Raw genomic sequence first — 24479 nt, 5'->3', positions numbered from 1 at the left:
GATGTTATTAGTAATGCGGGTGCTGATGGCGCCCGCATATATCAAACAAATTACAGCGCTTTTTTACTAAAGTACCAGTCAACGTAGTTATAGCCCTGATCTTGACGTACTTCTGCCTCTTGAGTAGTCGCAGGTGGTGGAACAATAACTTCATCACCAGGAGCCCAGTTTTCAGGTGTTGCACATGCGTTTGTATCGGTTGTTTGCAGTGCTTTAACTAAGCGCAAAATTTCAGCCACTGAACGGCCATTACTCATTGGGTAATAAAGCATTGCGCGTAACACACCTTCAGGGTCGATGACAAATGTGGCACGAACAGCCGATGTGTCGCTTGCGCCTGGCTGAACCATGCCGTAGGCGCTAGCCACTTTCATGTTCAGATCGGCAATAATTGGGAAGTTGATTTCAACGCCAAAGTTATCTTTAATACTACGAGCCCAAGCTATGTGAGCATGAACACCATCGATAGACAGACCCATCAATTCACAATTGAGTGCTTTAAAGTCCTGACTTGCTTTCGCAAATGCCATAAATTCAGTTGTGCATACTGGAGTAAAATCTGCCGGATGTGAGAAAAGAACTAACCATTTCCCTTTGTAATCTTCAAGACTAAGTGTGCCGTGAGTGGTTTGGGCAGTGAAAGCCGGAGCCGCTTCTTTTAAACGTGGCATTGCAACGACAGTAGTTTGTTCAGTCATATATTGCTCCTTTCCGTTAAGTTAGGTGTTTCTATACTAGTAATTACTAGCTATTGGTGATTGTATTGCCATGCAAGAGTTTTATGGTTAAACCTCCGGTGTTTGGTATTTTTGTTAGTTGATTAAAGTTCATTCATTTGTAAAAGTAGAAGATAACAGCGTGTAATATGGTGATTTTAATTCTTTACCACTTAGGGTTCTCAGGTTGTTTACAGATTCTGATGACTGTTACATAAAAGGGTGAGAGTGTTCCTATAACTGGCATATGATAAAAATTGTTCTTGCTGACAATTTGATAGACAAAAAGAACGGAAAAGGCGAGCAAGTACTTTTTATCTATATGTTGTAAACAAAAAGCAATACTCAATGGTGATGGCCTTATTCCAATGGTTTAACACGCTTTACTGCTGTAAATAATAGGTTCTGCTTAGGTATGACCATTATTTAAAGCTAATTTACTCTTGTTTGACGGACGTTATAAGTGGGTAATATGCCAAATTGTGTTTCTAATACGACAAGTGTTTTTTAATAAAACGAACTGTTTTAGAGTAATTGTATGTAGCAAGATTAAGTAAACTGTTATGGAAAAATAAATAAGACATTTCTACTTACACTCACCACCGATATTCTTGAGAGTATTTCAGACGGAGTATTCACGGTTGATGATAAGTGGCAAATAAGCTTTTTCAACAGAGCTTCGGAAACGATAACTGGTATGCCCAGAGTAGAAGCCATAGGCAAATGGTATTCTGAAGTCTTCAAATTCAGTATGTGTGAATCCGATTGCGCGTTTTACAGGAACAAGTCTATGAACCTTTAGGCGCTATTCGGCCAGCGAGAATCATTGCTGCTACCCACCGGGATTTGCACCAAATGGTCGTTGATGGTTAATTAGACCCACGTTTTGGCTGGGCCCCTGGATTCCCGGAGGTCATTACCATCAAGTGAGTAATGAAACAGCACCGCAGACCTTAAATTATAGCGAGTTCACCTTTTTTAACCTTCTCTTGTGTCCACTTTCCTCTAGTAAACTACAGTTAACTTATTACCAGATATAATTTTTTCGGAGAAAAGTTGTGGAAGAACGACAGAATAAAATACATGGAGTGCTTTTAGATCTGGAAGGGGTTTTATTTGTTGGGGAACAGGTAATTGAAGGTGCAATTGAAGTCGTTGAGTATTTGCAAACACAGCGAATACCATTTCGATTTATGACGAATACAACAACAAAATCAAGAAATAGTATTGCAGAAAAAATGCAAAAATGGGATTCAAGGTTCAGGCTGAAAATATCTTAACTGCAGCGTATGCAGCAAAACACTATCTGGAGCAAAAAGAAAATGTTTCCTGCTATTTATTAGTCGCAGATGAAGTTAAAAATGAGTTTGCTGGATTTCAACAGTCTGAGCAACATCCGGATGTTATTGTCATTGGTGATATCGGGCCGGCTTGGAATTACGAGCTTATTAATAGAGTGTTTCAAATGGTGATGTCTGGCTCTGAATTAATTGCATTGCATAAAGGTAAGTACTGGCAAACCGCGCTAGGCTTGCAGGTGGATATTGGTGCTTTTGTTGCAGGGATTGAATATGTAACTAATAAACAAGCTGTTGTTATTGGTAAACCGTCATCTGCTTTTTTTGATGCAGGGGTTGATGCGTTGGGGTGTGAAAGAAAACGTATTGTGATGATTGGCGATGATATTGAGTCGGATGTTGGTGGTGCTCAACGGGCTGGGATCATGGGTGCATTGGTAAAGACTGGTAAGTATAGAAAAGAAACGTGTTTATCTTCAACCGTGACTTCTGACTTCATATTAAATTCGATTTCAGACTTTAAACAGCTCTTACTATAATTGTGATGGAGCGTGAAAATGGAAAGAGCAAAAGATGCGGTCCTCTGTTACATCGATACTCACTTTTCCTGTGATGGGTCATAGAAGGAGATAGAAAAGTCACTAGCAAGTTTTTGTCCGTGTCCGCTTCAGCCAGTTTTGGCTGAGAGATTTCTGCCCCTTTCCTAGCTAGGGATGCCAATTCGCCGATTTCAACTTACTGAATATTTTTCAGTCCATTCGGGTAATAAAGGTTTGCTCGTCATCCACAAAAGCTACAAAGCCGCCGTGATAGATAAACACCCGACCACGCCCCTCAACTAGACAGGCAAGCTGTGGGTTCAAATCTTCTTCGTTGTCCTGGCTTTGAAAAGTGCCGGTATCTGTGATCACGCCGGTGAGTGTAGGCAAATATCCATAAGCACGCTTGGCTTGATCGATCAGGTTCAATTCGCTGTCGATAGAGAAGCAAGAGGGGATTGCACCAGCGTCTTCGATGAATATAGGTTTCAGTTCTTCAAAAGCTGTAATCACCAGCCAGTCGATGCCGTTAACATGATGGATAAACATAGAGTTGCTCGATAATTTTGATGTGGAGATTCTATCATTATCAGGTGCAGAGCGTAGTAGAAATTTAGTTGCTAAAGGCGGTAATTCTATGCCATTTCCGGACGTTCACTAGGCCACTCGATACACGTTTTTGTCCAGAGGTGTGCTGACGGGCATGTAACACAGAAATGCCCCAAAACAATTCAGAGCAAAGTTCTTGCTCAATACAACGGCTTTGTTGCGTAATTCGACGCAACTAAATGCTTCGATGGATTCTCGAAGTTGGCCGTGCAATTGCCATGCAAGAAATTGAGAACCAAATTAAAGATCCACATGATGTTCTGAATCCTACGCTAACTTACCTAGCAAATCAGTCATATCAAAGCCCGCTCACAACAGCATATATCTTTGGTTAACAAACTAGGAAAAAGGTTGGTGTGTTAACACCAACCTTTTTTAACATTTAACAGGCCTCATTCAAAAGTACCTTGTAGTATTTCGGTAAGAACAACTCACCTTTTTGCCATTCTAATTGAACGTGTTGGCATCGGCCTTGGTAAAGATAGTTACCGTCGACGTAGATTGATTTGCCTTTATCAATCAGCTGATTAAGGAACACAGCTTCTTCGATTTTATCGTCCATTCTGATTTTTGTTTGCAAGTCTCTATCATCATCTATTGCTATCGTCAGAATCCGATTTTTGGCGCTGAACTCTACAGATCTAAGATTATTAATTTTGGCTTCATCGCCACTGGTGTAAAAGTAGAACGCTACTGCAATTAAACCCAGAATAACAAATATTTTCATTTCATCCCCATAAAAAACTCGTTGCATAATCAGCTATTTTAACACGATGTTTTAGAGAGAAAAATTAATTGAAACGGCAGTTTTGTTGGAGTATTCAATAAAGAAAGATGTTTCAATGGTCTTAGTAGAGCAGAGACGTTTCTTCACGTTAGGGCGTCTGACTCTAACGATCGTAAAGAGGCTGAGGACGGGGCTGCTGAAGAGTACATGAAGGCAAACCAAATGGAGCCAGTAGAAGTTGCGGTATACGAGTGATTTTTCCTCTACCTACAGACAGCACAACACCACCAACAATGCTACGAATTAGTTCAAGTTATAAGGTACTAAATAACAAGTGGGCTGCATTAAATTAGCACATAACAAAGTATTTAGAGTGATTCGCAACGCGTGGCATTAATTTCACATATGTCAGCTAATCCGTTATATCCTAATTTAGTAATACAGCTGAGAAAGTTTTGTCCAAAGCCGAGTTATTACACCCTGTGATGACACTAAAAACATAAAATGTCTAAATAAATTTCATGGATTGATAGTCGTCAAGGTGCTTGACTCTGTGAGCAACACTCAGTTGATAAACATTGAGCCTGCTATTGATAACGAGCTTACGTATGTGTTTATTCCAAGTGCTTAAATTGCAACGCCACCAGTCGTTGATACAGCTCGCAGCTTTGCATCAATGAATGGTGGTTGCCAATATCGACCAGTGCGCCATCGTCTAATACCGCTATCTTATCTGCATGTTGGATGGTTGATAAGCGATGAGCAATGATCAGTGTGGTACGGCCTTTCATTAACGCCTCAAGTGCTTGCTGAACATGATGTTCACTTTCGCTATCCAGTGCACTGGTAGCTTCATCAAGCAGTAGGATTTTCGGATCTTTCAGAATGGCACGAGCAATCGCAATTCGCTGTTTTTGTCCTCCTGATAGCCTTACTCCGCGCTCGCCTAAAAAGCTGCGATAGCCTTCAGGTAGCTTCTCAATAAACTCATGTGCATGTGCTTTTTTCGCAGCTTCGATAACTTGCTCGTCTGTCGCTTCTGGGTTGCCGTAGCGAATGTTGTGGAACACGTCGTGGCTGAATAAAGCGGGCTGTTGTGGTACCAGTGCCATCTGTTGGCGAAGATCATTCGGGTCGAACTGGCGAATATCAACGCCTCCATACATAACCTGGCCTTGCTGTGGGTCGTAAAAACGTTGCAGTAGTTCGAATAGTGTCGTTTTACCCGCACCCGACGTACCAACCAGCGCCAATACTTTACCTTGTTCAGCAGTGAGGTATAGTTCCTTAATAGCAGGTTGGTCAGGGCGAGAAGGGTAGTTGAAATTAACCGAGTTAAAAGTAACTTCCGCCGGCATTGTTGCGCTTATCGGTAAAGCATGGTTTGGCGCACTAATATCGCTTTCAACTTGCAGAATCTCAATCAGTCTTTCGGTGGCACCTGCAGCTCTTTGCAGCTCACCAAGCACTTCAGAAATGGTTGCCGTAGAGGACGCGACCATAATGGCATAAAACACAAATGCGGCTAGATCACCGGCTGACATTTTTCCGTGGATGACATCACTGCCGCCGACCCAAAGCATGCCAGCAATCGCGCTAAACACGATCACAATGACCCCAGATATTAAAATCGCGCGTTGTTTTACACGCTGTCTTCCGACCTCAAATGCTTTTTCCACCTCAACGGCAAAGGCGGCTTTTTCATGTTGCTCTGAGCTAAAACTTTGTACCGTTTTAATATGCTCTATCGCTTCACCTGCGTAGCTACCCACATCGGCCATTGAGTCTTGGCTTTGGCGGGATAGTGCACGCACTCGCCGTCCATAGAACAAAATCGGTACCAAAACGAGTGGCACAGACGCAAGTACAATCAGCGTGAGCTTAAAATTGGTGGCAAACAGCATAATGATGGCTCCAATGCACATTAAGGCACTGCGCATGGCCATCGAAAATGACGAGCCAATAATGCTCTGCAACAAAGTGGTGTCAGTGGTGAGGCGCGACATAATATCGCCACTGCTGTTGGTCTCAAAATAACTAGGGTGCAGCGAAATAACATGGTTAAACACCGCGAGACGAATATCAGCGCTAACGCGTTCACCCACTGATGAAACAAGATAGAAGCGAAAGAAAGTACCGATGGCAATACACAGAGTGACACCGACAATAAACTGAATCGCATTCGTTAGATCTTGTAATGACTGTTGAGCAAACCCTTGGTCGATCAGCATGCGTACCCCGTAGCCAACCGATAACGTCAGGCTTGCGGTCGCGACTAGTGCAACCAAGGCTGCGATAACTCGCCACTTATAGGGAGAAATAAAGGCATTTAGTTTAAGAAGGATGCCGAGGTTTTTGTTATTTTTACTGCTCATGAGTGGTCCACAAACCTTTGTTACTGCTAAATGAGCCGATAACCACCTCGATCTTGACTCAAAAATCATGCTGACACAGGCACTACCCAATTATCGTGGTGGTTTCATTCTAGTTAGTCATGTTCATGACTTTGCCTGTGAATCGGGAGTTTTCAGCGACAAATTACTTTGTAACTGTTTTAGAGTACCGGGATCTGTGCATATCATCATACTCGGTAGGTCAGTTATTTACAGCGTTTGAGATAATGTTTGTAAGACATGGTTTCTGGCTTCGAAACAATGCGCGTATATTCAAACACACGTCCATCTTTAAGAATACCAACGGATGAGATACACAATAAGGGCTTGTTCTCATTTACGCCTAGTATCTCACACATGTGTTGAGTGGGCATTATGGCCTCAAAGTCTTGAAATGCGCCATCAATTTCAAAACCGAGTTCGTTTTCTAGGTAGGCGTATTTAGAGCCTTCTAGAGACATTACCTTCATTTTGGGATACATCGCCATTGGCATGTATGAGTCTTCGTAAACAGAAGGCACGCCGTTAATTAGCTTGAAACGACGGATAAAGTAGACCTTTTCACCACTTTCAATGTGTAAGATCTTTGCCAGATCTTCGTCGGCATCAATAAAAGCAAACTCAGCAATTTTGTATTCAAGACTGCTGCTGGCATCCGTAAAGTATTCACTTGTACTTTTCAATTCCAGCATAGAGCCGACCATGGTTTTTCCAATTATGGTCGTTCCGGCCCCTTGACGCTTTTCCACCAAACCAAGCTGTACTAACTCTTGAATTGCTTTTCGGATGGTAATGCGACTGACAGAGTATTGATCAACCAATGCCTTTTCAGTTGGAAGCGTGTCACCAATCGCGAATTCATCGGAATCAATTCGGTTTTTTAGCTCCTGCATGACTTGTTTATACAGCATAAGTTACCTCTCTAATTTCTGATGAAATTATCACATCGCAAATAATACAAATCAATAACCTTTATTGAGTTGTATCGCAATTATTCGGTTTTAAAGCACACAGTATACGTATAAAGATTATCTATAGGTCATGTTTTGTGAGCTTTTTCTCAAAGCATATCTTTTATTTGTATTTGATCACGTTTTGCTTGTATTTAATTTGTCTCTTTTTGTGTCTGGGAGTAATTTGAATGTGTCGAAAGACGGAACACTGTGAAGATGAATAAATAACAAATTAAGGATCCTGCCATGTTGAGTGCGATACAACGTTTAGGCGGAGCGATGTTTACCCCAGTTTTACTATTTCCGTTTGTCGGGATCTTAGTAGGGCTAACCATTGTTCTTAAAAACCCGGTTTTTGTTGGTGATTTAGCCGATAAAAGCGGCCTTTATTATCAAGTGTTACAAGTTATTGAAGAAGGTGGCTGGACCATCTTCCGAAATATGGCGCTATTGTTTGCCGTTGGATTACCAATTGGTTTAGCTAAAACCGCTCATGCCAGAGCTGCCATGGTTGTGATGGTTTCGTACTTATCCTTCAACTACTTTATTGGCGCGATGGGAGGTTTCTGGGGAGAGTTTTTTGGTGTCGACTTTTCTCAACCTATCGGTGGAACTTCAGGATTGACCGAAATTGCGGGCATTAAAACCATCGATACTGGTATTTTTGGTGCCATTATAATCTCCGCTTTGGTTACCTGGATTCATAACCGTACCTTCGAAAAACAGCTACCCGCATATTTAGGCATTTTCCAAGGTGCTTCTTTTGTAGCGATGCTTTCGTTCTTCGCTATGCTTCCTTCTGCTTGGTTAACATTGTATGTGTGGCCTTCAATTCAACATGGGATTTTAAATTTACAGAACTTTATGGTTGATTCGGGTTCCTTTGGTGTGTGGTTATATACTTTTCTGGAGCGCATCTTAATCCCAACAGGTTTACATCACTTTGTGTATGCCCCATTTGTGTTCGGTAATGTGGCAACGCCAAATGGAATTGCTGTGGACTGGTTTACCAATCTAGAAGTGTTCACTCAATCTAGCCAATCTATGCAAGACCTTTTCCCTGCTGGTGGATTTGCATTACACGGTAACTCCAAGATTTTTGGCTGCACAGGTATCGCACTCGCGATGTACCACACGGCTAAACCAGAAAACCGTAAAAAGGTTGCTGCCTTACTCATCCCTGCGACATTAACTGCCGTGATGGTTGGAATTACAGAGCCGCTTGAATTCACTTTCCTCTTTATTGCTCCATGGCTATTCGCCATTCACGCAGTGCTCGCAGGCACTATGGCAATGGTGATGTATAGCTTTGGTGTGGTAGGCAACATGGGCGGCGGCTTAATTGAATTTGCAACGGGTACCTGGATCCCACTGCTAGGTAACCATACCAGTATGGTGGTGACGCAAATCGCGATTGGCTTGTGTTTTACCGTTCTCTACTACTTCGTATTTAAATACCTAATCGTTAAGTTCGATGTACCAATTGCAGGTCGAGGTGAAGCCGAGATGAAACTGCATTCCAAAGAAGACTTTAATAAAAAATACGGAATTACGGGCAAAGGTAATCAAGGTGCCAGCCCACTGCAAATCCAAGCATTTGAGACCATTCATGGCTTAGGCGGTGTCAAAAACATAGCCGACTTAAGTAATTGTGCGACTCGTTTACGCGTGACAGTGAAAGACGCAGAGCAAGTCGAATCCGCTGAATATTTCATGAGTACTGGCGCGGTGAACTTAGTTAAAAGTGGCAATGCCGTGCAAGTCATCATCGGTTTGAATGTGCCCCAGTTACGTGAGGAGTGCGAAAAGATTGTTAATGAGTATGAGCCAGAACTACAAGCATCGGAACTAACGCTTAGCCCGGCTCGTTAAGACCAGACGATTAATCAAAGAATTTTAAACCAGTATTGTAGGGGCGGCGGAAGCGTCGCCCGAAAAAAGAGAGGCATATTATGAAAAAAGAATTCTCAGTTGTTATTGCAGGCGGCGGTTCAACATTTACTCCTGGCATCGTCATGATGCTGCTAGAAAACCAGGAGCGTTTTCCTATCCGTCAACTGAAGTTCTACGATAACTTTGCGTCGCGTCAGGAAACCGTGGCGGAAGCGTGTAAAATTTTACTGAAAGAACGTGCACCGCATATCGAATTTTCTTACACAACGGATCCAGAAGAAGCGTTTACCGATATTGATTTCTGTATGGCTCACATTAGAGCAGGTCTATATGCAATGCGTGAGCAAGATGAGAAAATCCCACTGCGTCACGGCTGTGTAGGGCAAGAAACATGTGGTGCTGGTGGTATGGCTTATGGTCTGCGATCTATTCCTGCAGTCATCGAATTGATTGATTACATGGAGAAATACTCGCCAAATGCTTGGATGTTGAACTACTCAAACCCAGCCGCAATTGTTGCAGAAGCGTGCCGTGTAATGCGTCCTAACTCAAAAGTACTGAATATCTGTGACATGCCTATCGGTATTGAGACTCGTATTGCAGAGATCCTCGGTTACGATGATCGTAAACAGTTCGACATTATGTACTACGGCCTTAACCATTTTGGTTGGTGGAAAGAATTCAAAGACGCAGCAACAGGTGAAGATCTTATGCCGCGTATCAAAGAATACATCACAGAGTATGGTTATTTGCCACCAAGTGCGATGAATGGCACTCAGCATACCGATGAATCCTGGAAGGAGACTTTTATTAAAGTTCGCGATGTGTATGCGCTTGACCCAGAAACCATTCCAAACACGTACCTGAAATACTATATGTACCCTGATTACGTCGTAGAACACTCGAACAAAGAGCACACCCGTGCAAACGAAGTTATGGAAGGTCGTGAGAAGGAAGTGTTTACCGAGTGTCACCGCATTATCGCTAATGGCACTGCGACAGATACGACCATCGAAGTGGAAGAGCACGCTTCATACATTGTTGACTTAGCGACAGCCATCGCGTTTAACACCAAGGAGCGTATGTTGCTTATTGTGCCGAACAATGGTGCGATTAGTAACTTTGATCCAACGGCGATGGTTGAGATCCCATGTATTGTCGATAATACGGGGGCAAAACCTCTACAAATTGGTGAAATCCCAGAGTTCCAAAAAGGCATGATGAACCAACAAGTGTCGGTAGAAAAATTGGTGGTTCAAGCACACGTAGAAGGCTCTAAACAAAAATTGTGGCAAGCGTTGACACTGTCCGCGACTATTCCAAGTGCAAAAGTCGCGAAAGATATCTTAGAAGATTTACTTGAAGCGAATAAAGAGTACTGGGTGGAAATGAAATAATCACTAGTAACCAAAAATGCCCTGCCAGTACAGGGCATTTTTTGTGGTTGTAAAAATATCAAAATACTCGCAGATCTGACATAGAATACATTCCCAGCCATGAAAATTAACCTGTCGAGGCGATGAACACAGAAAACAATACTTTGATTAATACCAAGTCAGAGAGATTGGGAAGTGCTTTGCTCATTCATGTACAACTGCTAGTCAGGGACGTATTAGCCGACACGTATGAAGCGTTGAGTAAGAGTTAGCTAAACACGACTTCTAGCGAGTAACAGGTCCACTTTACCTTTTGCTGTCTTACTAACGGTTTGCATAAACTGAAAGCTGGGCTTGGCGATTCCTGATTGCTCTACCTCCACGACCATTTGAAGCCAAAGTTTGGCCGTCATTTGTGCATCTGCTAACGCACGGTGAAAAACACCGTCGTTTTCGATGTTTTTATAGCGAACGAGCTCGCCTAGTTTGTGTGACGGCGCATCTTGAATCAGTCGTCTTGCCACCAGTAAAGAACAAGCGAACTCTCCTGAATAGCCTTTGTTGACTCTCTCAAGCTCTGCGTCGAGAAATCGTTTATCGAACGAGGCGTTGTGAGCGATGAGGTTTTCATCGGCAATGAACTCACTAAACGATGCCATCACCTCATCGCAGCTTGGTGCAGTGCGTAACATGTTATTGGTGATGCCAGTATAACTTTCAATGAATGAGCTTACTCTGAAGCCAGGATTCATGAGTTGCTGAAAACTATCGACAACCTCACCATCAACTAATTTAACCGCTCCAATTTCAATTGCGCGATCACCAAGGTTAGGAGAGAGGCCAGTGGTTTCAAAGTCGAGCACAACCACGGAATTTGCTTGAGGCATGAAGTTTTCCAACTAAAAAATAATGTGCAGAGTATCCTAGAAAGCGCTAGAAAAATAAAGGTGATGCGCTGCCATGAACACAAGTTGAGTGTGTTTCTGGCATTGAATAATGCGTTGTCGTCTTAGCCTGATAAAAGGAAAGCTTCCACTTTCATAGTAGGGCACTGTATGAAAGTGAAAGCTGTAACTTATTGGAATGAAATTAAGATATGAGCAGCTTACACTGTGGGCTTGAGCTGTGACAGAACGTAATCCAGTCCGCCTACAACCGCTGCAACCTGAGCATCATTACATTCTTCGTCAGTGACTTTTGCGCTATCTGGGTAGACTTCAGTTGTCGTACCATATTGGCAGTTTGTCACACCGCCACATAATCCCAGTTTCACCATCGGGTAGTTGATCACGCCAAATTGAACAACAGGTGAGCCGATGATTTCGCCTTGATCGTCCGCAGGGGCGATGTGCGTCACTTTCGCTACCGATTCAATCACCGCTTTTTGGAACTCTGGTTGTGGATTTTCAGTGTCTCCGACGGTGTAAAAGCCGTCTGGAATCAAACCTTCGATGTATTCAATACCATCGCGAGCGGCTAAAGCAGGGCGGAACTCTGTTTCATCCGAGTCAGTCGTTTCGTGAAGATCAATGTGCATTAACACATCGCCCAGTGTCGCAACAAGCTGGCTAAGGTTCGCGGATTCTTCCGCAGGGCTGTTTGCATAGAAAGAGCGGTTCGGGTCAATCGCGTTTGGGTTCCAACGGTTAATCACCTCATAACCCCAAGGACTCACGCATGGCGCAACAACGATATTGAAGTGCTCTGCGTAACGCTCAGCTTCAGTGTCCACGAATTTTAATGCTCCATGTACACCACTGGTTTCGTAGCCGTGCACGCCACCAGTGACAAGAACAACAGGTTTTGCTGAATCCCAGTTGCGTGTTTTGATGCAAAACAGTGGGAAACGATCTTCGTCATATGAGAGCGCTCCGTATTGCTCGACATCAAAACGGTCGCGAAGTGCGTCGATTTTACTGACAACTTCTTCCTGATAGCTGCGTTTTACATCGCGTTCGGCTAACCAGGCTTTACGTTCAGCTTCGCCCCAAGGTTGTCCTGGGGTACCAATTGGGTAAGTGTATCCGCTTTTCATCTATACTTTTTCTTTTGTTTACTCAAAGGTAAGACAAGACTAGACGTGTCTTATCTCGACAGCAATATAAAATACCGTCCATTATCATAATCTTTGCCAGATAATCACTTTGCTGAGCATATTTGTGGTGATACATTTTAATTTTTACTAGATTTAATGTAACTAATTGCATTTAAAGAGATAAAAAATGGCTGGAGCAAGTTTACTCACACTGTTAGATGACATTGCCACGGTACTCGATGACATCGCGGTGATGTCAAAAGTGGCGGCAAAAAAGACAGCAGGTGTGTTAGGAGATGATTTAGCATTGAACGCCCAGCAGGTACAAGGTGTTGCCTCTGAACGTGAAATACCTGTGGTTTGGGCTGTTGCCAAGGGATCGTTTAAGAACAAATTGATTTTGGTACCCTCTGCATTACTTATTAGTGCCATTATTCCTTGGTTGATCATGCCATTGCTTCTGCTTGGTGGTCTCTTCCTCTGCTTTGAAGGCACAGAGAAAGTACTAGAGAAACTCTTTCCCCATGCTCACTCACATGAAGACAAAGAAGAAGTGCTGGATACTGGGGAGTCGGTTGAAGCGTTCGAGAAGCGGAAAGTGAATGGGGCGATTCGTACCGATTTTATTCTCTCAGCTGAAATTATCGTGATCGCTTTAGGGACGGTTTCAGAAGCCAGTTTTGTCACTCAGGTTATTGTGGTGAGCCTGATTGCGATAGTGATGACTATTGGTGTTTATGGCTTAGTCGCTGGGATAGTTAAGCTGGATGACTTGGGCTTGTACCTTGAGGTTCGCGCGAAAGGAAAAGGCTTCATGGCAAAAGTCGGCAACGCACTGGTAACTTTTGCACCCAAGTTGATGAGATTGCTAACCATAGTGGGCACAGCAGCGATGTTTTTGGTTGGTGGCGGCATTATTGTTCACAATGTGCCAGCCATTCATCACTTTGTAGAGCCAATTCTGATGGACTTTAGTGGCCACTCTTTTGCCACCGCAGTATTACCGATCTTACTCAACGGTCTTATCGGATTTGTTGCCGGTTTGCTTGTCGTTGGTGCCTGGACATTGATAGAAAAGGTGCGTGGGAATTAAGCTCACCAAAAACAACAAGGGTCATGACTTCTTTTATTGATAGAAAGCCATGACCCTTTTTAATTTGTGAGCGTTATCTAAGTGAAGCGCTTATTTAACTTGCCATTCAATCTGTTCGTTCGCGCGGATAGGCACAACGATGTCATTGCCAAACGGCATTGTTTCTGGCACATCCCAAGAGGCTTTTTCTAAGGTAATTGTGTCGGTGTTACGAGCAATACCGTAGAAATCTGGGCCATTGAAGCTTGCAAATGCTTCCAGGTTTTCCAGTTTACCTTCTTTGTCAAATACCTCAGCATAAAGCTCAACGGCTGCGTGTGCTGTGTATGAACCCGCACAGCCACAAGCCGATTCTTTCGCGCCTTTTGCGTGTGGCGCTGAATCTGTACCCAGGAAGAACTTCTTACTACCGCTTGTTGCCGCTTCAATCAGCGCTTGCTGGTGGGTATTGCGCTTCAGGATTGGCAGACAGTAGAAGTGAGGCTTAATGCCACCGACAAGCATGTGGTTGCGGTTGAAAAGTAGGTGGTGAGCAGTGATTGTCGCCGCAACGTTATCAGACGCGTTTTTAACGAAGTTAGCTGCGTCAGCGGTGGTGATGTGTTCCAGAACAATTTTTAGATTTGGGAAATCACTAACGATAGGAGCAAGAACCGTATCAAGGAACTCTTTTTCACGGTCGAAGATATCAACATCGTGATGTGTGACTTCGCCATGAACCAACAGTAGCATGCCGACTTCTTCCATTGCTTCCAGAACGTGGTAGATGTTCTTTGCATTGGTCACGCCAGAGTCTGAGTTGGTGGTTGCGCCTGCTGGGTAAAGTTTTGCTGCAACAATTTTGCCAGTTGCTTTGGCGGCACGAATTTCGTCTGGAGTGGTGTTATCGGTTAGGTACAGCGACATTAATGGTTCAAATTGCTCGCCGTGTTGTTCTTTAAGGATTCTATCTCGGTAGGCTAGCGCCATTTCAGTGTTGGTAACAGGTGGGACGGTGTTTGGCATGATCAGTGCGCGACCGTTGTAGCGGCTGATATCGCGAACGGTGTCTTTAAGGACTTCCCCATCGCGTAAGTGAACGTGCCAGTCGTCAGGACGAGTAATAGTCAGTGTTGTCATTAATTGCTCCCACCATTGAAAAAGTTGTCTGATTGGAGCCTAAACGAAGCAGTTACGCTTTTAGCAAACGCTTGCGCTTAGGCGACAGGATGATAGAGGAATTGACTCCACATTTCACCCCATTTTTCACTTTTCTACGACTGGGGAAGCCCTACGCGTTATTTCATGGTTAACCAAAGCGCATGAATTGTACCTGGCAGGAAGAAGAAAAAGGTTAGGATCAAGTTGATGAAGAAGTCTTTATTGAACCCTCTTTCCATGTACACCGCGACAGGTGGAAGAAAGATACACAGTAAAATTAGAACGAGTTTTCTAGTATCCATGATAAGCCTCTAGTCAATTTATCGTTGATGTCAAAAGAGTGGCGAATTATGTGTCTTGTGTCACATTGTATCAATTGGTGTTTAGTCAGCGTATTGTAAAAAATGCAATGTTTAGATTTAGTTAAGTTGACTCCTTACATTAGTCAAGACTTCTCCTTACAATAGAGCAATAAATAAAATGCACCTCAGGAAGAAGGCCATGTCACAACCCACTTTATCGCAAATAAATGTCTTTCCGGTTAAATCAGTTGGAGGGGTAGCTCTCTCGTCTGCATGGGTAGAAAAGCAAGGCTTAAGCTTTGATCGCCGTTTTATGCTTGCCAAAGCAGATGGCTCGATGATCACCGCAAGGAAATACCCACAAATGGTCACCGTGAAATCAGCGATACTCGCCGATGGTGTGGTGTTTAGCGCCCTAGGTATGGAGCCGCTTAAAATCCGCTACCAAGATTTCAAAATGCAGGAAACGTCGGCAACAGTTTGGAATGACACGTTTACCGCCTACACCACAACCGATGAAGCCGATGACTGGTTTACCAGTGTATTGGGGCAGCGAGTCGAGTTGCTTTTTTGTGGTGAGCAATCGAACCGCGTGCGCGAAAAGTTTGGTCATAATGTGAGCTTTGCTGATGGGTATCCGGTTTTGGTCATTAGTCAGGCTTCGCTTGATGAACTGAACAAAAGAAGTTCCGAGCAGCACTCTATGGATCAGTTCCGTACCAATCTGGTCGTTGCAGATACAAAACCATTTGAAGAGGATTCTTGGAAGCGAATTCGCATCGGCGAGGTGGAATTCGAGTCACTCAAGCCTTGTGAGCGTTGCATTCTTACGACGGTCAATACGCAAAGAGGTACGTTCCGCGAGAGCAAAGAGCCGCTGAAGACGCTACAACAGTTCCGTGCCAATGAGCGAGGCGGGGTCTTTTTCGGGCAAAATCTTGTGGCGCGTAATGAAGGCATTATTCGTCAAGGCGATAAAGTTGAAGTGCTGGAATACAAAGAACCTGAGTTTTATGAGGACAACTCACCGATGTGTTTGTCGTTAACTTGCGTCGAACGTGAAGAAATAGCACAAGATTTTGTGACGTTTTGGCTCGAACCGAGTAAAGGTCAGTTACCTAATTACTTGCCGGGTCAGCATTTGCCGATTGACATTGAAGTCGATGGTAAAAAGATTGGCAGACGTTATACGCTCTCCTCTAGTCCTTCTCGCCTTGGACGCTATGCGATTTCAGTGAAAAGAATTTCTGGCGGACGCGTGTCTAACGCATTGTTGGATAATCTTCAGGTTGGCGACGTACTAGAAGCGGAAAACCCAGATGGCGAGTTTCATCTTAAACCGCATCATACTCAACGTCTGTTATTGCTTTCTGCGGGAAGCGGTGTTACGCCGATGTTGTCGATGGTGCGTTATTTAGCCGATCACAAGCAATTAGATGACGTGGTGTTCTACCATCAGTGTCGCACAGAAAAAGACATTCCTTGCCGAGCTGAACTGGAACAACTGAAGCGCGAGCATCCGGGACTAGAGGTAAAATTCTGCCTGACTCAGCCTGCGATCGATTGGTTTGGATTGAAAGGTCGCCTCAGCCTTTCGCACATCAAACAGATTAAAGATGCGGAGCAGCGTCAGGTGTTTGTTTGTGGCCCTGATGGCTTTATGCAAAAAGCGAAGAACCTATTGTTGAAAAAGGGGCTACCAGAAGACAGTTACCATCAGGAAGCATTTGGCGTGATTCCTGTGAAGACAAAAGCAGAGAAAAGCATTGAAATCGAATTCAACGGTTCTACATTCACGGGGAACAATCAGAGAACCCTTCTTGATCAGTTAGAAGACGCAGGCAAGGAGATCAGCAATAGTTGCCGCGCTGGATTGTGTGGTTCGTGTAAAGTGCAATTAAAGTCAGGAAAAGTAGACCACCCGCATGTTCCAGCGTTAAGCGATGAAGAACGAGCAATGGGGACGGTATTAGCGTGCTGCGCGGTTCCTGAAAGCGATGTTACGGTGACGGACTAGCTTGTTAGAATATGCAATAAAAACGCTGCCCTTGAGCAGCGTTTTTTTATATGAGTCGTGTCAGTGAAGCAATGATGATTTAATCGTAAATCGTCGGGATAGGCTGACGTTTGTGCTGTGTTGCGCTGTAAATCGCAACCAGACGATCACTCACTTGCTGTGAAACTGGCTTGCCTTCCAGGAAGTCATCGATTTGATCGTAAGTCAGATTCAACGCATCTTCGTCCGCTTTTTGCGGTGCAAGCTCTTCCAAATCTGCCGTTGGCGTCTTTTTCACCAGTAGTTCTGGTGCGCCTAATGTTGCTGCCACTTCACGTACTTGACGCTTGCTCAAACCAAACAGGGGAGCAAGGTCACATGCACCATCACCAAACTTCGTGTAGAAGCCAGTTATGTTTTCTGCCGAGTGATCCGTGCCGATGACTAGGCCACCCACATAACCCGCGATCTCGTATTGTGCGACCATTCGAGCGCGCGCTTTTACATTACCTTTCACAAAATCTACTTTCGCTGCGTCAGTTGGTAGCAGACCAGTCCCCTCAAGCGCAAAGTTAGAAGCGGCGTGCATACCGTCAACACCTTGCTTGATATTTACTGATACCGAATGTGTCGGTTGAATAAACGATAATGCAAGTTGCGCTTCATCTTCATCTTTTTGCTCACCGTAAGGCAGACGAACCGCGATGAATTGGTAGTCTTTACTGCCGCTGGCTTCATTGAGTTCATTGACTGCAAGTTGGGCAAGGCGACCGCACGTGGTCGAGTCAACACCGCCACTGATGCCAAGCACGAGAGACTTACAACCAGCTTCTTGTAGTTTACGTTTTATGAAAGCAACACGGCGTTCAATTTCGAAATGCGGATCAATAGAAGGGAGTACACGCATTTCATCACGGATGGATTGTTCCATTTAGGGTTCCTTTTCCTGCAAATATATCAGACACAAACAGCGTTGATATTGACCAAAACTAGTTAGAGCAATGGGTTGATTACGCACAAATGGTGACAAACTGTCCAATTGAGGTGCACAAACAACGCTTTAGTGTCAAAAAGCTTTAAAGATTAGTAGTATCATACCGAAATCATTAAATTAGAAAACTCTCTTAAACCAGGTAATCGCCGGATATGAAAAAAATTGCCATTTTTGGTAGCGCATTTAATCCACCTAGCTTAGGCCACAAAAGTGTTATTGAGTCTCTGAGCCATTTTGATCTTGTGCTTCTTGAGCCCAGCATCGCACACGCATGGGGCAAGGAAATGTTGGATTACCCAACGCGGTGCAAGTTGGTTGATGCGTTTATCAAAGATATCGGGCTTTCAAATGTTCAACGCTCGAACGTAGAGCAAGCTTTATACCAACCTGGGCAAAGTGTGACGACATATGCGTTATTAGACAAAATTCAAGAAATTCATTCGACGGACGATTTAACTTTTGTCATTGGCCCTGACAATTTTTTCAAATTTGCTAAATTTTATAAAGCTCAAGAGATTACCGAGCGTTGGACCGTCATGGCGTGCCCTGAAAAAATAAAAATTAGAAGTACAGATATTCGAAATGCGTTGATGGAAGGAAAAGACATCAGTGCCTTCACTACGTTAACAGTCAGTGAACTCTTGCTCAACCAAGGTTTATATAGAGAAACATTATCTGGTAACTGAGAGGTCAAATGTTCATGGTCAGATTAGCCGTATTTGGTACGTGCATACTGCTTGTAAATCCGCAAGCCTGTTTAGCATGTAACTATTTTTCTGATCGATCGGTGGTTTTTGCTGACAACACCATGCTTATTTGTGAAGAACTGTTTGATAGCACTGGTGTATTCGGTGCTAACACTTTGAGTTGGTATGTGCCAGAAGTCGAACTGGATGGACCCACACAAAATTATTGGGAAGAGTGGGCTTTTACACAATACGAAACACCAATTCTCACTCAGAATCTAGAGAAGAACTACTTCGGCCTTGGTATCTGGATGCCTGAAGAGCTCTTAGAAGAAGAAAGTAAGATGACGACGGAAGAGTGGATTCGTAATCATGGTCTGATGTTTAGCATCGGTTTTGGCGATAAGAGAGATGGTGAGCCTAGAATGCGATTGGACTACCGTTGGCACGATTACTATGACGCCGACTGGATGATGCAGATAGAGTTACCATTCTGAAAATATGAATAAAAGCGCACCTCAACGGATGTACGCTTTTTTGTTTTCATCGACGGGGATTGTTTGGTGTATAAATTACTTAAATAAGTAGTTATAAAGGCTCGCCAAAAACCAAGAAACAAAGTTGCTCATACTCTTCGCTATTTCCTGCAAAAAGCACTTCTACAATATCTGCATCTTTTTTCCCTGATAACTTCATCTTTCTTGCTTCACGCAATGTGAGTACTAGGCACAACTCTCTTGATATACGTACTTCACCCCCAGGTTGCCACTGATTGATCGCTTTGCTTAATTCTGAGCTGGAAAGAGTGGGAGAAATCGTACCAACTTCGTGCTTTATTACTGCGAGTAAGTCTAGCTGGATATCCGAACGTGATTCGACGGTCGCCAACTTGTCGAGTAAAGCTTTTAGTAAGGCGGATGGCTTAATGAAACCTGCTTGCTGAGTAAAGTCATCGCTCAACCGCACAGAAAAATCACAGCGATGCACACGAGTATTAGGCAAAAAGGTGAGGGAGCTCAAACATCCCTGAGGAATCCAAAAAAACTGACCTGGTTCAATGGCATACTCATGCTTACCCAATTTAATGATCACTAACCCTTCAATCACAGATAACAAACTGTGCTTTAGTGCTTTTTTGCGCGCAGTAACATTAAGAAAAGGGTAATTAGTGTCGTGAAATTCAATTGCGTAGTTCATTATGATTACCAGTGATTTTTGGGCGCTAAGCGTAACGCTAAACCTACAGGATTCCAACCGGTTAAAAAATTTTTTTAGCCACACTATTTTTAAGTGAACTGGTATGACCATGAGAAAAGTATCAGCTGAAATGCTGCTATACACTAAAACTATGCGTAAAATGTGCCAGCTTTTTTAGATATGTAATGAATAATGACTGCCAATACCGACCCTTATATTGAAATTCGTCCTTATAATGACGAAGAAATCCCAGCAGCGCTGGACCGTCTAATCCAAGATGACGAATTTATCACCGCGATTCTTGATCACCGTTTTGCCAACAAAGCAGGGTGGTTTAAAACGCTTATGAGCCCGCTTGTTCGCCTTTACCTTAAAGCTAAGTGGAGCAAGCTTGATTCTGTCGAAGCGATTCAGATCGAAGTGAAAAAGTATCTTGAAGATATGTTGAAAAAGACAACGGATGGCGTCACTTTTTCTGGTTTAGACAAGCTAGATAAAAACACCTCGTACTTATTCGTTTCTAACCACCGTGATATCGCGATGGATCCAGCATTGGTTAACTACGGTTTACACCAAACTGACCATCGTACCGTTCGTATTGCAATTGGTGATAACCTTCTCAAAAAGCCGTGTACGACAGAACTGATGCGATTGAACAAGAGCTTTATTGTAAAGCGTTCAGCGAAAGCACCGCGAGAAATGATGAAAGCGTTAGGACAACTGTCAAGTTACATCAAACACTCTCTAGATACGGGTAACTCGATTTGGATCGCGCAAAAGGAAGGCCGAGCAAAAGACGGTAATGATTTCACCGATCCTGCCATTCTAAAAATGTTTCATGTCGAAGGTCGCAAACAAAAAGTCAGTTTTGGAGAGTACACACGCTCTTTAAAAATCGTGCCTGTCTCTATCTCTTACGAGAACGACCCTTGTGACCTTGCTAAGGCGAAAGAGTTGTTCGCTAAAGCAACAAGTGGCCGTTACGAGAAAGGCGAATTTGAAGATATTGAAAGTATCATTCAAGGCATTATTGGTTACAAAGGCCGTATTCATGTCGCTTTCGGTGATGTGATTGAACAAGAGTTTGAAACGCCAGAATCTCTTGCAGCTGAGATCGACCGTCAGATTCACAACAACTACCGACTCTACCCAATGAATTTGCTTGCCGCTGGCCGCTATGATTCTGAAGTACCTGAAAAGGTAAAACGCCAATTGGCCGAAAAGCTTGAAGAGTTGCCAGATGGTGCTCGTCCTTTTCTTGTGGCAAGTTATGCTAATCCGGTAAACAATCAAGAGTAGCATTGGTTGACTTATTTCTGAATCAAAATACCTCGGGCTCTGCCCCGAGGTTTTTTCTTTTAAGGTGCGACAGCGCCGCCTAAGGTCAGGTTACTTGGCCATTTAGTGATTTGATTCCCACCCAGAAATATATTTCCTTTCACGGTCAGTTTGTCTGGAAATGTCTTGATCTCCGAGCCACCAATGTAAAGATTGCCATCGATGATTAAGCCATCAGGCAAAGACCTTAATGGTGTGCGAATAACACTTAAATCTCCATAGACACGAAGTCTTGCAGGAAGCTTTTTTAGTGGAGTGTCAGTAAGGTTTAAATATCCGCCGAGTTTGACGCCTTTTGGCCAGTTTTCGATTTGGCTGCCTAGTAAATTTGCATAGCCTTTTATGCTGGTACCAGGCCTGACGGTTTTAAGTGCGCTGTTTGTTGCTTCTAAACTGCCACCGACATTGAGACCATTCGGTAGCTGCATGATAGGTGTCTGGGAAATATCCAGATTGCCTTTGATAGACAAACCCGCTGGTAATTGAGTAAAGGATTTGTGTCGCAGGTCAAGGTTACCGTAATTGTCCAAGTAAACTAACTTAGTGTAGTAATCCAGCTCGTATGCGGCAGCAGAAGGAGAGTTGAGTGTGGCTAGTGTAACAATAAGTAGAATGAAACGCATGGTAATGACTTTACTCGAGATAAAACCTCAAAAGCATATCTCAAAGTGTGGATTGCGGCTATCCCAAGTATTCACGCTCGGAGGAAAGTAACAACCTAAACAGAATTAAGTAGAAAGCGAGCAGAGTGCTCGCTTTGAAATAGGATTAACGCGCTAATGAACGAGTTTTTAATTCAAAGATCAGCTTTTCTGCACTAACTTCGAACTTGAAGCGGGCTGACGCTTGTTTAGACTCTTCTGTGATTTCACTGACATTATATTCAACGTTGGCACATACGGATTTTGCCAATTCAATGTAGTCTGCTAATCCTGATTCTAGGGCCGCTTTGGACTCTGCGAAAATCGTTACGTCGGCAACCTCGTCGCCTTCCTTAATAACAAAGCCAATTTCACCCGCACAACCACATGCTTCGCAGACTTGGTTTCCTTCTAATTCGATGCTCATAACGAATCCTCTTGTAAAAACTAAGGTTATTCTAGCAGGTATTTGATCTCTATCTACAAAAATGAATGAATTTGCATAAAAAAGCGCAAAGAGTGATGTTGTGCTTTGGCTGAATACGGAATATCTAATCTACCTAATGTGATATGTATCAATATTTAAGAGCAATTACACTAGGTAAGAGCGAGTTTTCTGTCTGGTCAGTTGAACTGGGGAACAATTTATAAGAGTATTTATGGATTGAATAATACTACATGATTATCATTCTTAACTCCTGAGTGGTTTCGATGGTTGGCCTGACGCAACATGCTGATGCCGTTAACTTTTCACCTGAGATAAAACGGTAGATGTAGATTAAAAACCGAATGTTAGTTATTGCGCAGTACTTTATCGCTATGACAGAGGTCCGAGTTTAGACCAGGAAACACAGTCATAAACTGAGGATGATTTCACTCTGGCTTCGTTGAGTTGTGAGTTAGATGGATTTAAAAGAGAAGAGCTTAAAATATGCCAAAGCGTAGTAAAGAAGATACTGAAATTACCGTTCAGAAGATCATGGATGCGGTCGTTGATCAATTGCTTAGACTCGGTTATGACAAAATGTCGTACACAACGCTGAGTCAGCAGACGGGTGTATCGCGTACCGGTATTAGTCATCACTTCCCTAAGAAAACGGATTTTACCGCAGCGCTCGATGCACGCATCTTTAAAATGTTTGTTGAGCACTTGAGTTTTGATAAAGGACTGGATGCGTTTTCAGCTAGCTGGATGACAGCGTTGGAAGATGCAGAGTTTGTCGCTATTTTAAAACTACTGTTCCATCACATCGTGACGCCTGAAAACGCACATGAGTTTGCAACAAATGGCATTGACCGCCTGTATAAGATGGTAGACAGCCAATTTGGTGCTGGCGGTGATAAAGAGCTTGAATGGTTGATCGGCCGTTCTTTGATTCAAATGAGCAAATAACCGGAACAGAATTAAGCTAGCCCTGCTATAAACTAGCAGGGCTTTCTGTTTTTGGCTCTAGCCCTGCTTTAGATTCTATCTCCTTCGCACCTCTCAGCATAGCTTCAATTAACTCACCAGCGTTAAACTTTACCAGAGCTTCGTGTGCGCCAACTTGATGGGCGCGATCAACACAGATTTCACTTGAAAGAGAAGTGTGCAAAATACGATACGAGTGGTTGAGTGTCGAGTCGTTTTGTACTTCGAACGCCAGCTCGTATCCATCCAGTCCCGGCATTTCAATATCACTGACCAATAAATCTATCGGGTTACGTTGCGCGGCTTGATTTCTCATCAATTGCAATGCATCTGCACCATTTTTACTGATCTGATACGGGATGTTAATGCTGTCTAATGCATCACTAAGTTGCTTTCGTGCAATCGAAGAGTCGTCAACGAGTAAGATATTAAGTGCTTTTAAACGCTCGCGCTCGATATCGGTCAGCATTGGAATTTTTGAATGCTCATATTGCGGATAGATCTTGGACAATAGCAATTCGACATCCAGCATTTGAACCATTTTGTTTTCATACTGAGTAATGCCCGTGACAAAAATATTTTGACCAGCACTCTCGGGTGGTGACTCTATGGTTTTCCAGTCACAATCAATGATTTTTTCAATGCTTCGAACCATAAAGGCAACTACGGTTCGCAGGCAGTCGGTCACAATCAAGTAACAGCTTTGGTACTCTTCTTCCTGAATCGGCCGGAACCCGACGGCTGCGGACATATCAATCACAGGCACGGTTAGGTTGCGAATCGTCACAGTGCCGATTACGTGCTGGTGGGAGTATGGGATCTTCGTGGTCGGCATGTACGGAACAATTTCACGGACTTTCAGAGTCCCTATTGCGAAGTATTGTTGCAGGGTAAGTTTGAATACCAACATCCCCTGAGATTGGTTCGCTTTGCTAACGACTTTTGCCATGAAATAACCTTATAAATACCAACTGATTCCCCTTAATCTAATCGGATAAACCAGCGGCATCAACAGCCCTACACCGAAAAGTTAAGTTTTCATTCAATCTATTAGCTTTGCAGATGTCAGAATGCTCAAATTCCGCTCAGGTCATGTGAACAAAACACAAATAGAGCTTCCCTTGTAGGCGTGGTGAGAGAAA

The 24479-nt window shown here is 43.4% G+C and carries 26 protein-coding genes and 1 pseudogene; 13 read left to right on the top strand and 14 right to left on the bottom strand.

The window, feature by feature from the left end; genetic code table 11:
- Positions 1-50 precede the first annotated feature (50 nt).
- Positions 51-698, bottom strand: coding sequence for a peroxiredoxin (locus tag OO774_RS16445; protein WP_264907572.1), 648 nt, complete (start codon positions 696-698; stop codon positions 51-53).
- 589 nt (positions 699-1287) lie between these two features.
- On the opposite strand from OO774_RS16445, the gene OO774_RS16440 reads away from it, so the two are divergent.
- The 3 genes from OO774_RS16440 (at position 1288) to OO774_RS16430 (ending at position 2553) form a co-directional block, all read left to right on the top strand.
- The gene (locus OO774_RS16440; protein ID WP_319553119.1) at positions 1288-1518 is read left to right on the top strand and encodes a PAS domain-containing protein; all 231 of its coding nucleotides are present in this window, start codon (positions 1288-1290) and stop codon (positions 1516-1518) included.
- Between the two features lie 256 nt (positions 1519-1774).
- On the top strand, positions 1775-1996 hold the full coding sequence (locus OO774_RS16435) for a hypothetical protein (protein WP_264907570.1): 222 nt from the start codon (positions 1775-1777) through the stop codon (positions 1994-1996).
- Entirely contained in the window at positions 1963-2553 is a 591-nt protein-coding gene (locus OO774_RS16430; protein ID WP_264907569.1) for a TIGR01458 family HAD-type hydrolase, read from the top strand. The genes OO774_RS16435 and OO774_RS16430 overlap by 34 nt, the downstream gene beginning before the upstream one ends.
- 210 nt (positions 2554-2763) lie before the next feature.
- Here the strand turns inward: OO774_RS16430 and OO774_RS16425 are convergent, their stop codons facing one another.
- A complete protein-coding gene (locus tag OO774_RS16425) occupies positions 2764-3102 on the bottom strand; it encodes a cytosolic protein (RefSeq protein WP_264907568.1) in 339 nt (112 codons plus the stop codon).
- A 239-nt stretch (positions 3103-3341) separates the two neighbouring features.
- On the opposite strand from OO774_RS16425, the gene OO774_RS16420 reads away from it, so the two are divergent.
- Positions 3342-3497, top strand: coding sequence for a hypothetical protein (locus tag OO774_RS16420; protein ID WP_264907566.1), 156 nt, complete (start codon positions 3342-3344; stop codon positions 3495-3497).
- A gap of 47 nt (positions 3498-3544) precedes the next feature.
- Here OO774_RS16420 and OO774_RS16415 read toward each other — a convergent pair whose 3' ends face one another.
- Both OO774_RS16415 and OO774_RS16410 read right to left on the bottom strand, forming a co-directional pair.
- Entirely contained in the window at positions 3545-3889 is a 345-nt protein-coding gene (locus tag OO774_RS16415; protein WP_140319048.1) for a hypothetical protein, read from the bottom strand.
- A gap of 614 nt (positions 3890-4503) precedes the next feature.
- Entirely contained in the window at positions 4504-6264 is a 1761-nt protein-coding gene (locus OO774_RS16410) for an ABC transporter ATP-binding protein/permease (protein ID WP_264907562.1), read from the bottom strand.
- Between the two features lie 37 nt (positions 6265-6301).
- On the opposite strand from OO774_RS16410, the pseudogene OO774_RS16405 reads away from it, so the two are divergent.
- A pseudogene (locus tag OO774_RS16405) lies at positions 6302-6505 on the top strand (hypothetical protein); the annotation flags it as partial.
- Here OO774_RS16405 and OO774_RS16400 read toward each other — a convergent pair.
- A complete protein-coding gene (locus OO774_RS16400) occupies positions 6489-7193 on the bottom strand; it encodes a GntR family transcriptional regulator (RefSeq protein ID WP_264907560.1) in 705 nt (234 codons plus the stop codon). The pseudogene OO774_RS16405 and the gene OO774_RS16400 sit on opposite strands and share 17 nt — an antisense overlap.
- Positions 7194-7481: 288 nt before the next feature.
- Here OO774_RS16400 and OO774_RS16395 point away from each other — a divergent pair, with 288 nt between their 5' ends.
- Positions 7482-9107 carry an alpha-glucoside-specific PTS transporter subunit IIBC gene (locus tag OO774_RS16395; RefSeq protein WP_264907558.1) on the top strand — a complete coding sequence of 542 codons (1626 nt, stop codon included), beginning with the start codon at positions 7482-7484 and terminating at the stop codon, positions 9105-9107.
- A gap of 80 nt (positions 9108-9187) precedes the next feature.
- The gene (locus tag OO774_RS16390; protein ID WP_014233669.1) at positions 9188-10525 is read left to right on the top strand and encodes a 6-phospho-alpha-glucosidase; all 1338 of its coding nucleotides are present in this window, start codon (positions 9188-9190) and stop codon (positions 10523-10525) included.
- A 251-nt stretch (positions 10526-10776) separates the two neighbouring features.
- On the opposite strand, the gene OO774_RS16385 is transcribed toward OO774_RS16390, so the two are convergent.
- Both OO774_RS16385 and OO774_RS16380 read right to left on the bottom strand, forming a co-directional pair.
- The gene (locus OO774_RS16385; RefSeq protein WP_264907556.1) at positions 10777-11391 is read right to left on the bottom strand and encodes a 3'-5' exonuclease; all 615 of its coding nucleotides are present in this window, start codon (positions 11389-11391) and stop codon (positions 10777-10779) included.
- Between the two features lie 218 nt (positions 11392-11609).
- Positions 11610-12539 (bottom strand): M14 family metallocarboxypeptidase, encoded by a 930-nt coding sequence (locus tag OO774_RS16380; RefSeq protein WP_264907554.1) that lies wholly within the window; start codon positions 12537-12539, stop codon positions 11610-11612.
- 187 nt (positions 12540-12726) lie between these two features.
- Here OO774_RS16380 and OO774_RS16375 point away from each other — a divergent pair, with 187 nt between their 5' ends.
- Positions 12727-13632: a DUF808 domain-containing protein gene (locus OO774_RS16375; protein WP_264907553.1), complete on the top strand. Its 906-nt coding sequence runs from the start codon at positions 12727-12729 to the stop codon at positions 13630-13632.
- 90 nt (positions 13633-13722) lie between these two features.
- Here OO774_RS16375 and pyrC read toward each other — a convergent pair whose 3' ends face one another.
- The gene (gene pyrC / locus OO774_RS16370; RefSeq protein ID WP_264907551.1) at positions 13723-14751 is read right to left on the bottom strand and encodes a dihydroorotase; all 1029 of its coding nucleotides are present in this window, start codon (positions 14749-14751) and stop codon (positions 13723-13725) included.
- A 158-nt stretch (positions 14752-14909) separates the two neighbouring features.
- On the bottom strand, positions 14910-15074 hold the full coding sequence (locus OO774_RS16365; RefSeq protein ID WP_237313866.1) for a YqaE/Pmp3 family membrane protein: 165 nt from the start codon (positions 15072-15074) through the stop codon (positions 14910-14912).
- A 199-nt stretch (positions 15075-15273) separates the two neighbouring features.
- Here OO774_RS16365 and OO774_RS16360 point away from each other — a divergent pair, with 199 nt between their 5' ends.
- A complete protein-coding gene (locus OO774_RS16360; RefSeq protein ID WP_264907549.1) occupies positions 15274-17091 on the top strand; it encodes a hybrid-cluster NAD(P)-dependent oxidoreductase in 1818 nt (605 codons plus the stop codon).
- Positions 17092-17170: 79 nt separating this feature from the next.
- Here the strand turns inward: OO774_RS16360 and nadE are convergent, their stop codons facing one another.
- Positions 17171-18001: an ammonia-dependent NAD(+) synthetase gene (gene nadE / locus OO774_RS16355; RefSeq protein ID WP_264907548.1), complete on the bottom strand. Its 831-nt coding sequence runs from the start codon at positions 17999-18001 to the stop codon at positions 17171-17173.
- 215 nt (positions 18002-18216) lie between these two features.
- Here nadE and OO774_RS16350 point away from each other — a divergent pair, with 215 nt between their 5' ends.
- Both OO774_RS16350 and OO774_RS16345 read left to right on the top strand, forming a co-directional pair.
- The gene (locus tag OO774_RS16350; protein ID WP_264907546.1) at positions 18217-18750 is read left to right on the top strand and encodes a nicotinate-nicotinamide nucleotide adenylyltransferase; all 534 of its coding nucleotides are present in this window, start codon (positions 18217-18219) and stop codon (positions 18748-18750) included.
- A 14-nt stretch (positions 18751-18764) separates the two neighbouring features.
- A complete protein-coding gene (locus OO774_RS16345; RefSeq protein WP_264908708.1) occupies positions 18765-19247 on the top strand; it encodes a hypothetical protein in 483 nt (160 codons plus the stop codon).
- 91 nt (positions 19248-19338) lie between these two features.
- Here OO774_RS16345 and OO774_RS16340 read toward each other — a convergent pair whose 3' ends face one another.
- Positions 19339-19947 carry an AraC family transcriptional regulator gene (locus OO774_RS16340; protein ID WP_264907544.1) on the bottom strand — a complete coding sequence of 203 codons (609 nt, stop codon included), beginning with the start codon at positions 19945-19947 and terminating at the stop codon, positions 19339-19341.
- 192 nt (positions 19948-20139) lie between these two features.
- On the opposite strand from OO774_RS16340, the gene OO774_RS16335 reads away from it, so the two are divergent.
- Positions 20140-21246 (top strand): 1-acyl-sn-glycerol-3-phosphate acyltransferase, encoded by a 1107-nt coding sequence (locus tag OO774_RS16335; protein ID WP_264907543.1) that lies wholly within the window; start codon positions 20140-20142, stop codon positions 21244-21246.
- A gap of 59 nt (positions 21247-21305) precedes the next feature.
- On the opposite strand, the gene OO774_RS16330 is transcribed toward OO774_RS16335, so the two are convergent.
- Positions 21306-21908 carry a hypothetical protein gene (locus tag OO774_RS16330; RefSeq protein ID WP_264907542.1) on the bottom strand — a complete coding sequence of 201 codons (603 nt, stop codon included), beginning with the start codon at positions 21906-21908 and terminating at the stop codon, positions 21306-21308.
- Between the two features lie 145 nt (positions 21909-22053).
- Positions 22054-22353, bottom strand: coding sequence for a YfcZ/YiiS family protein (locus OO774_RS16325; RefSeq protein ID WP_264907540.1), 300 nt, complete (start codon positions 22351-22353; stop codon positions 22054-22056).
- Positions 22354-22857: 504 nt separating this feature from the next.
- On the opposite strand from OO774_RS16325, the gene OO774_RS16320 reads away from it, so the two are divergent.
- Complete coding sequence (locus OO774_RS16320) at positions 22858-23319, top strand: TetR/AcrR family transcriptional regulator (protein WP_264907539.1); 462 nt, start codon at positions 22858-22860, stop codon at positions 23317-23319.
- A gap of 25 nt (positions 23320-23344) precedes the next feature.
- On the opposite strand, the gene OO774_RS16315 is transcribed toward OO774_RS16320, so the two are convergent.
- Positions 23345-24286: a chemotaxis protein gene (locus OO774_RS16315; protein ID WP_264907537.1), complete on the bottom strand. Its 942-nt coding sequence runs from the start codon at positions 24284-24286 to the stop codon at positions 23345-23347.
- Between the last annotated feature and the right edge of the window lie 193 nt (positions 24287-24479).

This window comes from Vibrio sp. STUT-A11 (assembly GCF_026000435.1).
Lineage (GTDB): Bacteria > Pseudomonadota > Gammaproteobacteria > Enterobacterales > Vibrionaceae > Vibrio.
This window is presented reverse-complemented; position numbering and strand designations above follow the sequence as displayed.